This window comes from Pseudoduganella aquatica, from assembly GCF_009857595.1.
GTDB lineage: Bacteria > Pseudomonadota > Gammaproteobacteria > Burkholderiales > Burkholderiaceae_D > Rugamonas > Rugamonas aquatica_A.
Genome location: NZ_WWCU01000051.1, coordinates 20,661 through 32,987 on the forward strand (window position 1 = coordinate 20,661; position 12,327 = coordinate 32,987).

Consider the following 12,327-nt stretch of genomic DNA (forward strand, 5'->3'; position numbering starts at 1 on the left):
GGCCGTGCCATGCTGACACTGAAATCCCTGCGATCCCCTTTCCTGGCCTGCGCCATGCTGAGCACACTGCTGGGCGCGCAGCCTGCCCACGCCGCGAGCGTGCGCCTGGCCGGGCCGGAAGGCGTGGCCGGCGTGCTGGCCGAGAGCAGCGCCACCATGGCCCTGGCTGCGGACCTGCTGCGGCGGGACGTGCAATCCGTCAGCGGCCAGGCGCCCCGGCGCGTGTCCACGCTGGACGAATGCCCGCGCGTGTGCGTGGTGATCGGCCGCCATGACAGCCCGCTGCTGCGCCAGCTCGCGCAGCGCGAGCACCTGGACTTCTCCTCGCTGGCCGGCCAGTGGGAACGCTATATCCGCGTCAGCCAGCCATCGCAAGGCAAGCCTGGCGTGCAGCTGCTCGTCATCGCCGGTTCGGACACGCGCGGCGCCGTGTATGGCGCGGTGGACCTGTCCCGTGAAATCGGCGTATCGGCCTGGGAATGGTGGGCGGACGCCCGCCCCGCCACGCGCAGCACCGTCGATGTGCGCGCCGAACGCATCGCCTCCGAACGGCCCTCGGTGCAGTATCGCGGCATATTCCTGAACGACGAGGACTGGGGCTTGCAGCCCTGGGCCGCCAGGACCTACGACAGCAGCGGTGACATCGGTCCTGCCACGTATGCGCGCATCTTCGAACTGATGTGGCGCCTGAAGGCCAATATCATCTGGCCCGCCATGCACGACTCCACCAAGCCCTTCTACCAGATGGCGGGCAATGCGCAGATGGCGAACGACTACGCCATCGTGGTGGGCACCTCGCACGCCGAGCCCATGATGCGCAACAACGTGCGCGAATGGAAAAAGAGCGACGGCGCCTTCAACTTCTTCACCAACCGCGACGCGCTGGCGCGCTACTGGCAGCAGCGCGTGGATGAAGTCAAAGGATACGAGAACTTCTACTCCATGGGCATCCGTGGCGTGCACGACTCGGCCATGGAAGGGGCCTCCACGCTGGACGAGGCGCGCGACGGCGTGTCCAGCGTGATCGCCATGCAGCGCGCCATGCTCGCCAAGTCGCAAGGACGTCCCCTGCCCCAGATTCCGCAAGCGCTCACCGTGTACAAGGAAGTGCTGGACATCTATAACAGCGGCCTGCAGGTGCCGGACGACATCACGCTGATCTGGCCGGACGATAACTACGGCTATCTGCACCAGCTCAGCACCGCCAGGGAAGCGGGCCGCAGCGGCGGCGCGGGCCTGTACTACCACATCTCCTACTGGGGCCGGCCGCATGACTACCTGTGGCTGGGCACCACCCACCCCGGCCTGATACGGGACCAGCTGCAGCGCGCCATCAGCACCGGCGTGGAGAAGATCTGGGTGGTCAACGTGGGCGACATCAAGCCCGGTGAATACCTCACGCAGTACTTCCTGGACCTGGCTTTCGACAAGCGCCTGCTGGAGCACGGTACGAACGAGCATCTGCAAGCTTGGCTGGCGGCGCAGTTCGGCGCTGCGCAGGCGCCTGGCATCGCGTCCGTCATGCAGGAGTACTACGACCTGGCTTGGGAGCGGCGGCCCGAATTCATGGGCTTCAGCCAGACCGAGCCCACCACACCCACGCGGCAGAGCGACTACCTGCAGTCCGGCGGCGAAGAAGCCGAGCAGCGGCTGGCGCGCTACCAGGCGCTGGTGCTGCGCGCCCAGGCCCTGGGCACCGCCCTCCCCGCCGCCAGCCAGGACGCCTACTTCCAGCTGGTGCTATATCCGGTACGCTCCAGCGCCAACCTGAATGCGCGCATCCTCAAGCTGGACCTGGCGGCGCAATATGCGCGCATGGGCCGTCCGGCGGCGCAGCTGTACGCGCAGCATGCGCAAGCCGCGCAGGCCGCCATCGCGGCCGACACGGCGCGCTACAACGCGCTCGGCGGCGGCAAATGGCGCGGCATGATGGACGCCGCACCGCGCCGCCTGCCGGTGTTCTCCGCGCCCTCCTTCCCCTCTTATGGCAGCGCGGGCCGCAGCGGCTGCGCACTGGCCTATCCAACACCGCTGTCGCCGCAAGGAGGCTCGCTGGCCTTCACGCGCGGCAGGCCGGAGACCAAAACCATCACGCTGATCCAGTATGGCGCGCAGCAGCAGGCGTGGTCCGCCGCGTCCGTTCCGGCGGGCTTGCGCCTGTCTGCGGACAAGGGCACGCTCAACGAAGCCAACGGCTACGAACAGCGCATCGACGTTAGCTATGACGGCGCCAAAGACAGTGCCAAGGCCCCGCTGCGCTTCGCCTGCGGCAGCGAGCAGCTGCAAGCCAAATTGCAGTTGGCGCCGGGCGCGGAAGACGGCGTACCGACCGAGCATGAGCGCATCATCACCATTTCGGCTGCGGCGGACAAGACCGCAATGCCCGCATCCGGCTGGTCCGTGGTCGACCTGGGCAGCTTCGGCGCCAGCATGCGCTCCAGCTTCTCCCTGCCCTCGCGCGACCCGGCGCAAGCTGCGGCTGCGCCTTCGCTGGACTATCGCTTCCACAGCCATAGCGCCGGCGCGGCGCAGCTGAAGATCATCGCGGTGCCGGTGCATCCGCTCACGTCCGCCAACAAGCTGCGCATTGCCATCAGCCTGGACGGCCAGGCGCCCGCTGCGCTGGACCTTGCCACCCAGGGCCGCAGCGACGAATGGAAGAACAACGTGCTGACCAACACCGCCGTGCGCACCATACAGCTGGCCGCGCTCCCGCCCGGACCGCACACGCTGAAGGTCCACGCGCTGGACCCCGGCTTTATCCTGGACCGCATCGAGATCTCCTTCGACGGCGCGCCCAATTACTATTCCCGCCCTCACCAAACAACAACAGGATCACGATGAACCTCCGCCTCATTCCGCTCGCCCTGATCGCCGCAGGCCTGATGCAGCCGGCGCACGCCGAACGCCAGTCCTACAACTTCAACCCGAACTGGAAACTGGCGGTGGCCGATCCCGCAGACGCCGCGCAGCGCGCCTTTGACGACAGTGCCTGGAAAGCCGTCACGCTGCCGCGCGCCTGGAACGAGGACGACGCGTTCAGCAAGGACATCGTGGACCTCACCACCGGCGTGGCCTGGTACCGCAAGCACTTCACCCTGCCCGCCACTGCTGCGGGCCAGAAGGTGTTCATCGAATTCGAGGGCGCGCGCCAGGCGGCCGAGGTGTACGTCAACGGCAAGCGCATCGGCTTGCACGAGAACGGCATCAACGCCTTCGGCTTCGACATCACCGCCGCCCTGCAGCCGGGCGACAACATGGTGGCGGTCCGCACCGACAACAGCTGGGACTACCGCGAAAAAGCCACCAACCAGCGCTACCAGTGGTCCGACAAGAATTTCAACGCCAACTACGGCGGCCTGCCCAAGAACGTACGCCTGCACGTGACGGACAAGCTGTACCAGACCTTGCCGCTATATTCCACGCTGGGCACCACCGGCGTCTACGTCTACGCGCGCGAGTTCGACATTCCGGGCCGCCGCGCCACCATCGCCGCCGAATCCGAAGTGCGCAACGAGTATCCGGACACGCGCACCTTCACCTACGAGGTCCAGGTCAAGGACCGCGACGGCAAGCAGGTGGCGCAGTTCTCCTCCCCCGCCCAGACCGTTGCGGCGGGCGCCACGGCCGTGGTCAAGGCCAGCGCGCCGGTGCAGGGGCTGAACTTCTGGAGCTGGGGCTACGGCTACCTGTACGACGTGGTCACCACGCTGAAGGTGGACGGCAAGGCGGTCGACAGCGTGACCACGCGCACCGGCTTCCGCAAAACGGAATTCGCCAACGGCATGGTCAAGCTGAACGACCGCGTGATCCAGATGAAAGGCTACGCGCAGCGCACCTCCAACGAGTGGCCCGCCGTGGGCATGTCGGTGCCGGCCTGGCTGAGCGACTACAGCAACGGCCTGGCCGTGGAAAGCAACGCCAACCTGGTGCGCTGGATGCACATCACGCCGTGGAAGCAGGACGTGGAGTCGCTGGACCGCGTGGGCATGATGCAGGCCATGCCGGCCGGCGACTCGGAAGCCGACGTGACCGGCCGCCGCTGGGAGCAGCGCATCGACGCCATGCGCGACGCCATCATCTATAACCGAAACAGCCCGTCCATCGTGTTCTACGAGAGCGGCAACCGTGGCGTAAGCGAAGCGCACATGCTGGAAATGAAGGCGCTGCGCGACCAGTTCGACCCGCACGGCGGCCGCGCGTCCGGCAGCCGCGAAATGCTGAGCACCAAGCTGCAGCAGGTGGCCGAGTACGGCGGCGAAATGCTGTACATAAACAAGAGCGCGCGCATTCCGATGTGGGCCATGGAGTACTCGCGCGACGAAGGCGCCCGCATTTACTGGGACGAGTACACCGCGCCCTTCCACAAAAATGGCGACGGCCCGCCGCACAAGGGCCAGCCCGCGCCCACCTACAACCACAACCAGGACTCGCACGCCATCGAGAACGTGAAGCGCTGGTATGACTACTGGGAGCAGCGTCCGGGCACCGGTACGCGCGTGTCCAGCGGCGGCGTGAACATCATTTTCTCGGACTCGAACACCCACCATCGCGGCGCCAACAACTACCGCCGCAGCGGCGAGGTGGACGCCATGCGCATACCGAAGGACGGCTTCTACGCCCACCAGGTGATGTGGGACGGCTGGGTGGACGTGGAACGTCCGCGCGCCCACATCATCGGCCACTGGAACTATGCGCCGGGCACGGTCAAGACCGTGAGCGTGGTGTCCAGCGCGGAGCGCGTGGAGCTGTTCCTGAACGGGAAAAAGGTAGGCCAGGGACGGCAGAGCGAACGCTTCCTGTTCACCTTCGACGACGTGGCCTTCCAGCCGGGTGAGCTGAAAGCAGTGGGCTACGACGCCAAGGGCAAGGCCATCTGCATCTCGGTGCTGGCCACCGCCGGCGCACCGGCCAAGCTGCGCCTGACGTCCATCGCATCGCCCAAGGGCTTGCAGGCCGACGGCGCCGACCTGGCGCTGGTGCAGGTGGAGGTCGTGGACGCGAAGGGCCGCCGCAATCCGGTGGCGCTGAACAAGGTGGAGTTCGAGCTGCAAGGGCCGGCCGAATGGCGCGGCGGGATTGCGCAGGGACCGGACAACTATGTGCTGTCGCGCGCGCTGCCGGTTGAGGGCGGTGTGAACCGCGTGCTGCTGCGCACCGGCACGCAGGCGGGCAAGATCATCCTGCGCGCCAAGTCGGAGGGACTGGCTTCGGCGGAGCTGACGCTGGTGTCCAAGCCGGTGGCGGTCAAGGACGGTTTGTCGGCGCAGTTCCCGGCGGACGGCTTGCCGCTGCATTTGCAGCGCGGCGCGACGCCGGCCACGCCGTCGTTCAAGGTGTCGCGCGTGGCGGTGCCGGTGGCTTCGATTGAGGCGGCCAGCAATGCGGCGGACGCGGGCTTTACGGTGGATGACGATGAAACCACCAAGTGGTCCAGCAAGCCGGGCGAAGGGGTGATTACCTTCAAGCTGGCGCGCACGGCCAAGCTGAGTTCCGTGGTGCTGAAGCTGGCGGGCTGGCGCGAACGCAGCTATCCGCTGCAGATCCAGGTCGACGGCAAGCAGGTTTACGACGGCATGACGCCGAAGGGGCTGGGGTATGTCACCTTGCCGCTGGCAGGGACCGCAGGGCAGACCGTGCGCATTGCGCTGAACGGCATGGCCGATGAGACCAATGCCATCAAGCTGACCGAAGTGGCCAACCAGGCGATTGCCGACACTGGCGCGAACCAGACGCCAAAGGGCGTGCTGTCCATCGTCGAGGCGGAGTTCTACGAGTTGCCGTAAAGCGGCGGGTTACGCGCAAAAGCGCTAACCCGCCCTACGCGCCACCGCAGCACCGTGAATACCGTAGGGCGGGTTAGCGTAGAGTAACCCGCCAAAGCTCAAGCTATCGGCGGCATAAAACTCGGATACTTGAGCTTGAGCTGATCAAGCTCGGATAGCGTGCCGGAGAGGTGCTGGCGCACGCAGCCCTGCGCCGCCGCCGGGTCGCCTGCGCCGATGGCGCGGGCGATGGCGCTGTGTTCTTCCAATATCGATTGCGCCTTGCCGTTGAGCGGCAGGTGCAGGCGCCGCAGGCGGTCCAGATTGCCGCTGCCGCTGCGCATCGTGTGCCACAATTGCTCGAGCTGCGCGGCCTGGTAGAGCTGCTGGTGGAAAGCCAGGTCGATCTGGGTGAAGTTCTTCAGGTCGCCCGCTTCCAGGCAGGCGCGCTGGCGCTCCACCAGTTGCAGCAGGGTCTGCGCCAGCGCAGGCTCCGGCTTCTGCGACAGCGTACGCACAATTTCCAGTTCAACCGATAAACGCAGGAACTGCGCTTGCCGCGCGGACGCCAGGTCCACGCTGCGCACGCGCGTAACGTGCTGGGGGAAAATGTCCACCAATCCTTCGTCGCCCAGGCGCGTCAACGCGTCGCGGATGGGCGTGGCGGACAGGTTGAAGTAGCGCGTGAGGTCGTTACGCGGCAGTACGGCGCCCGGTTCGAGCGCCAGCGTGACGATCAGTTCGCGCAAATGCTCGAATACCTGCACCGTGGCGTTGCGGGACCGGTCCAGCTGGAAGGTCCCCGGGATAACTGCTGTTTCCATAGTGCCGCGCATGCTGATCTAAAGCTAAGATATTAGCATGGCAGCACATGGATTTAGAAGCCCGGGCCAGGACCCGGACCGTCGCCGCGTTGGCCGCCCGGCCCCTGGCCCGGACGCGGTCCCTGGAACTGCTCGCCCCTGCCCTCGCCTGCGCTCGATGCGCCGCCGATGCGGTACGACAGGCCGATGTAGAACACGCGGCTGTCGAAGCGGCGCGACGTGGTTTCCTTCAGCAGCGGCGTGTCGATCACGGTCGCCATCTTGGCCGAGGCCAGCGCGTCGGTCATATTCATCACCAGGCTCAGCTGCGGCGTCAGCGCGTGGCGCACGCTGAGATTCAGCATGTGGCTGGGCTCGCGGTAGCCCTGGCCGGTCAGTGTCTTGCCCTGCATTTGCAGCATGGCTTGCAGCTGGGTGGCGCTGTCGTACTGGTAGTTCAAACGCGCGCGGCCGCTCAGCGAGCTGGCGTTGCGGGTGATGTCCGCGCCGCTCAGGTCGCGCGAGGTCAGTTCGCTGCGCGCCAGGTTGCCGCTGGTGTTCAGGGTCAGCGTCGGCGTCAGCTTGCCGCTGACGGTGAACTCCAGGCCGCTCGAATGGCTGGCGCCGCCGTTTTCGCGCGTGGTCAGCAGCACGTTGTTGCCGATGTAGCTGCTGCGCTCGATGATGGTGTCCGATTCGTCGCGGAAATAGGCGCGCAGATTGGTTTCCAGCGTGCCGAACTTGGTCTCGTAGCCCACTTCGAAGGAGTCGGTCTTGGCCGGTTTCAGCATGGGGTTGCCGGACGAGACGTTGAACTCGTCGCGGTACACCACGTAGGGGTTCAGGTCGTTCGGCATCGGGCGGCGGATGCGGTGCGCGTAGCTGAAGCGCATATTGGCCGTCTCGTTCACCTTGTAGGTGGCGAAGAAGCTGGGGATGTAGCTGGTGTAGCTGTTCTTCGCCGAGATGCTGCTGGTGATCTGGTCGATATCCATCTCGGTGTGCTCGACCCGCATGCCGGCCAGCGCGCCCCAGTTGTCGTTCAGGCGCATCTGGTAGGAGCCGTACAGCGCCAGCGTGGTCTCGTCCAGGTTGAAGCGGTTGGTGCGCGCCGGATTGATGGTTTCGGCCAGCGTGGCGGCGTTGATGTCGGCATACAGCACGTCGAAGCTGCTCTTGGTTTCGGCCACCTTGTAGCCCAGCTTGGCCGAGCCGCCGCCGATATTGCGTTCATAGTCGCCGGTGAAATCGACAATGCGGGTGCCGGTGTCGCTGGACTGGCGGCTGCGCTCCGCCGGCGCGTTGATTGGACGGACGGTGTAGACATTGCTGTAGGCGCTGTCGTTGTCGTTGTCCGTGTGGGACACGCGCAAGTCCGTCTTCATGCTCTCGCCCGGCGCTTCACCCTTATGGTCCCAGCGCGCGCCCCAGCTGTAGCTCTTGGTGTCGCCCTCGCGCTGCGTGCTGCGCAGGTAGTCGCTGATGGTGGCGGCCCCGGCCGCGGTCGCATAGTGCTCGCTGACTTTCTGGTCGTTGCCGCGCGCGGTGTAATTGGCGCTCGCGGTCAGTGTGTCCTTGGCGCCGAGGTTGTAGCTGACGGTGCCGTTCAGGCCCACCGAATCGTTCAGGCCGTGCTGCACGCTGTCCTGGGTGCTGTGCTCGACCAGGCCGGTGAGCGGATTGGTGCGGTCGCGCACGGTATCGCCCACCGAGTTGCGGCCGTCGTGGCGCACGTTGATGCCGCCCTGGTAGCCCCACGCGCCTTCGTTGTAGCTGCCGGACACGGCGCTGTTGTAGCGTCCGTCCTTGCCGGCGTTGGCGTTGACGGTGGCGAAGCCGCCCGGCTTGCGGTTGCGGCGCATCACCAGGTTCAGGATGGGGCCGCCGCCGCCCTCGTTGCCGAACTGCGCGCCGGGATTGTTGATGACCTCCACCGATTCGATATCGTCCGCCGCCATGGCGTTCAGCGTGGCGGCGCGGTTATCGCCCTGCATCATGGCGGACGGCTTGCCGTCGACCAGGATCTGCAAGTTGCTGCTGCCGCGCAGCGTGACGGCGCCGTCCGGATCCACCGCCACGGACGGCACGTTGTTCAGCGCGTCCGCCGCAGTGCCGTTGGAGCTGCCGACGTCGGATTTCACGTCGTACACCTGGCGGTCGATGCGGTTGGTGGGGCGTTCGCCCGCCACCGTCACCGACGGCACCGGCACACCCGTCTCGGTCGACTTTTCGACCGGCTTGGGCTCTTTTTTGAGCGGGGCGCCCTTCACCACCACTTCCGGCGCGGCGGCTTGGGTTTGCGCGAAGGCGGCGCCGTCAACGTACATCACGGCGGTGCTGGCAACGCAGCAGGTCAGCAGAATTTTTTGCATTGGACAAGGCCTTTATAGGATGGTCGCATTCTATCCGCCTGCCACTTGCAAGACTATTGTCATTACGCAATTTTACATAGCCTAAACTTTACAGAAACATTTGCCGTTAAAGCAGCATGACTTCCATCTCCACGCTCTCAAATTGGCAGCCGGTCACCCCGCGCGCGCCGGCTTCCCCCCCCAAAGCCGCTACCCCGGCAATGGACTGGGCCTCCCCCTCCACCGTCGTTAAGCTGAGTTCGGCCGGCCTTGCCGCAGCCAGGCAAAGCGAAGCGGAGGAAATCACCCTGCCGCCCACCACCGCCATGCGCTTCAAGGACCTGGGCGCCGACATGCTGGGCCAGTTCAAGGCTGGCGCGGTCATCCCTGTCGAGCAGGCGGCCCTGCCCGAGACGGTGGACAACAAATTCAGCCTCAGCATCACCACCCGCAGCGGCGTAAAGGTGGACCTCACGCTGGCCAGCCTGGACGACGGCATGGCCTTGCAGGTGAGCGCCAGCGGCGAGCTGAACGACGACGAACGCAACGCGCTGTCCGGCCTGGCGGCGGGCTTCCAGGCCGCCATCGACGGCATGGCGCTGGACGACCAGCAGATACGCCTGGGTGGGCTAGCCGGCTTCGACAGCAAATTCCTGCAGTCGGTGGACTTCCACGCCGCCGTCAAGCAGAGCACCCTGCCCCCAAGCACGCAAACGCTGGACTTCCATGCGGACGGCACGCAGCGCAAGGTAAGCATAGGCGGCGCGGCCGGCAAGGCCGAGGTCAGCATCGACACCAGCAAGCTGGAGAGCCTGGGCACCAGGGAGCAGCAGAACAAGGCCATCAGCAGCTATCTGAAGGAATTCGACCAGGCCACCGCGCGCGGCCACGGCGACGCCAAGCTGATGACCATGTTCAAGGACGCTTTCTCGGACATGAGCCGCACTTCCACCCGCGAGGCGGAACAGGACCGTGGCCTTTCCCTGCCGGGCAAGTGGACGCTGGCGGCCGAAGACCACGCCGCGCTGACGGGGCTGGCCGACTTCAGCGCCTCCGTCACCCAGGCGCCGGCATGGAGCAATCCGCTTCGGCTGGGCGAGAAGGACAGCTTCAGCTACGAAGTGTCGCAGAACACCCGCACCGAAGGCGAACGCCGCGACGACCGCACCATCGCGCAGAGCCAGCAGTCGCACCTGAGCGCCCAGTTCCACGAGCCGCTGAAAAAAGGCGGCGCGCTGAAACTCGACACCACGCCACAATCGCAGAACTACGAGTACCACCTGATCGACGACACCGCCAGCAGCAATGTCGAGTTGGGCTACAAGGACGGCAAGCTGGTCAAGGCCAGCCTGCTGCAGACCGCCAGCCAGTCCGAACAGGTGCTGAAATTCATGATGGGCAAGCTCGCTTCGGACAAGACCACGCCCACCAGCCACACGCTGGCGCGCGACCTGATGGACTCGCTGGCCCTGTACCAGTCCGGCGCCCCCGCCCGAAGCGCGGACGAGACCAGCGAGGCGCGCGACGAGCGCCGCAAGCAGAGCCTGTCCGCGCTGAGCGGCAATATGTTCCTGCTCGCCACCCCCAGCGAACTGGCCGCCCGCGACAGCCTTTGACTGGCCTCAACCGCCAACCGTGGCGTGATTGACAGTGGCAGGCCGCAGGCCGATCATGCTTTTTATGAGCGCTGCCACTGACAAGGACTACATCGACGCCACGGTCCAGGCCGCCACGGCCAGGATGGAGAATGACGCCCAAAAAACGAACACCGAGCTGATTGTCACCTTGAAAGACTATCAAACCGAGTTCAGGCAGGCCAATGCCAAATTGACAGCCACATTAAGCGAATATCAAGCCGAGTTCAGGCAAGCAAACGCAGCGAATCACGCCCGTATGGACAGCATTGAACTGGCATTGAAATCCGGCCTTAAAAACATTGAGCAGGAAAACGCCATTCGAATTGCCCAATTCGAGGCCAATCTCCAGCGCGCACTGAGCGAAACGATCAAATGGGTCGCCGGCACCGTCATTGCAGGCGTGGCGGTCTCGACTTCGGTGACCGCGTTTTTGATCAGCAACTCTGGGCAGAAGTCGGCACCATTGCAGCCGATCGTCATCTACGCCGCGCCGGCCGCGGTCCCTGCCGCAGCGCCGCCTCCGGCCATCAGCGGCGCGCCCAAGTAAGGCGCTATTCTTTCAGCACCATGTCGATGCACATCACCGCCGACAGGTTTTGGGCGGAAACTGCGTGCATGGACATCCTCGTGCTTGTAGGAATACGCATTCTCGCCGATTTGCATGTGAGCAATGTTCACACAATGTCACAGCACCAGCGTCCGGCGCGGCACGAGCTGGAATGACTCCACCAGCTGCGCCAGCGCCCCGGCCTGGCCGCGCATATTCTCGGCCGCGCAAGCGGCTTGCTCAACCAGCGCGGCGTTCTGCTGCGTGGTGGCGTCGATCAGGCTGATGGCGTGGTTGAGCTGGTCGATGCCGGCGCGCTGCTCCTGGCTGGCGGTGCTGATGTCGGCCATCAAGGTCGCGGCCTGCTGCACCGAGTCCACCAGCGCCGACATGGTCCGCCCCGCGCCATCCGCCAGGCGGCTGCCGGTGGCGGTCTGTTCGACCGCGCCGCCGATCAGCGCCTTGATTTCCCGGGCCGCCGCCGCCGAACGCTGCGCCAGCTGCCGCACTTCGGACGCCACCGCCGCGAAACCGCGCCCCTGCTCGCCCGCCCGCGCCGCCTCCACCGCCGCATTGAGCGCCAGGATATTGGTCTGGAAAGCGATACCATCGATCACGCCGATAATGTCCGCAATCCGCCGCGAACCGGCTTCAATGGCGGCCATGGTCGCCACCACCTCCTGCACGGCGTAGCCGCCTGCCTGCGCGGTGCCGGCCGCCGCGTCCACCAGGCGGTGCGCCTCGTGCGCGTTGTCCGCATTCTGGCGCACCGTGGCGGCCAGCTCGGACATGGAAGATGCGGTCTCGCCCAGCGCGCCGGCCTGCGCCTCGGTGCGCCCGGACAGGTCCGCGTTGCCCCGGGCAATCTCCTCCGCGCCGCTGTTGACCACGCTGGTCACCTCCTTGATCTGGCCAACCAGCAGCTTGATATTGGTCTGCAGCACACGCAAGCCTTCCGACACCGCCGCCACCTCGCCGCTGCCGCGCGCGTCGATACGCGCGCTCAGGTCGCCTGCGCTCATGTGCGCGATCGCATCCTGCATGGCGCGCAGCCGCTGTGCCAGCATGCGGTGCAGCAGCACGGCGCCCGCGCCGCTCAGCCCAACCGACAGCGCACCAAACAGCGCACAGCCAGCGGCACTGCCGGCATAGGACGCGCCCACGGCCAGCGCCGCCGGCAGCGCGCCGGCGGCGGCCATGGCGCCCAGGCGCGCGCCGACCGGC

General features: G+C 66.1%; 7 protein-coding genes. 4 read left to right on the top strand and 3 right to left on the bottom strand.

Going from position 1 to position 12,327, the window contains the following annotated elements; translation table 11 throughout:
• Positions 1-9: 9 nt before the first annotated feature.
• Together GTP77_RS27155 and GTP77_RS27160 are read left to right on the top strand one after the other, a co-directional pair.
• Positions 10-2,844, top strand: a complete 2,835-nt coding sequence (locus GTP77_RS27155) for a glycosyl hydrolase 115 family protein (RefSeq protein WP_161075281.1) — start codon at positions 10-12, stop codon at positions 2,842-2,844.
• A complete protein-coding gene (locus tag GTP77_RS27160) occupies positions 2,841-5,786 on the top strand; it encodes a glycoside hydrolase family 2 protein (RefSeq protein WP_161075282.1) in 2,946 nt (981 codons plus the stop codon). Before GTP77_RS27155 ends, GTP77_RS27160 begins: the two co-directional genes overlap by 4 nt.
• A gap of 98 nt (positions 5,787-5,884) precedes the next feature.
• Here GTP77_RS27160 and GTP77_RS27165 read toward each other — a convergent pair whose 3' ends face one another.
• Positions 5,885-6,589: a GntR family transcriptional regulator gene (locus GTP77_RS27165; RefSeq protein ID WP_161075283.1), complete on the bottom strand. Its 705-nt coding sequence runs from the start codon at positions 6,587-6,589 to the stop codon at positions 5,885-5,887.
• A gap of 53 nt (positions 6,590-6,642) precedes the next feature.
• Positions 6,643-8,940, bottom strand: coding sequence for a TonB-dependent receptor domain-containing protein (locus GTP77_RS27170; protein ID WP_161075284.1), 2,298 nt, complete (start codon positions 8,938-8,940; stop codon positions 6,643-6,645).
• Between the two features lie 200 nt (positions 8,941-9,140).
• Here GTP77_RS27170 and GTP77_RS27175 point away from each other — a divergent pair, with 200 nt between their 5' ends.
• On the top strand, positions 9,141-10,535 hold the full coding sequence (locus GTP77_RS27175; RefSeq protein ID WP_161075285.1) for a hypothetical protein: 1,395 nt from the start codon (positions 9,141-9,143) through the stop codon (positions 10,533-10,535).
• A gap of 55 nt (positions 10,536-10,590) precedes the next feature.
• Positions 10,591-11,103, top strand: a complete 513-nt coding sequence (locus GTP77_RS27180; protein WP_161075286.1) for a hypothetical protein — start codon at positions 10,591-10,593, stop codon at positions 11,101-11,103.
• A 137-nt stretch (positions 11,104-11,240) separates the two neighbouring features.
• On the opposite strand, the gene GTP77_RS27185 is transcribed toward GTP77_RS27180, so the two are convergent.
• Positions 11,241-12,327, bottom strand: a 1,087-nt coding sequence (locus tag GTP77_RS27185; RefSeq protein WP_161075287.1) for a methyl-accepting chemotaxis protein, incomplete at its 5' end; no start/stop codon positions are given.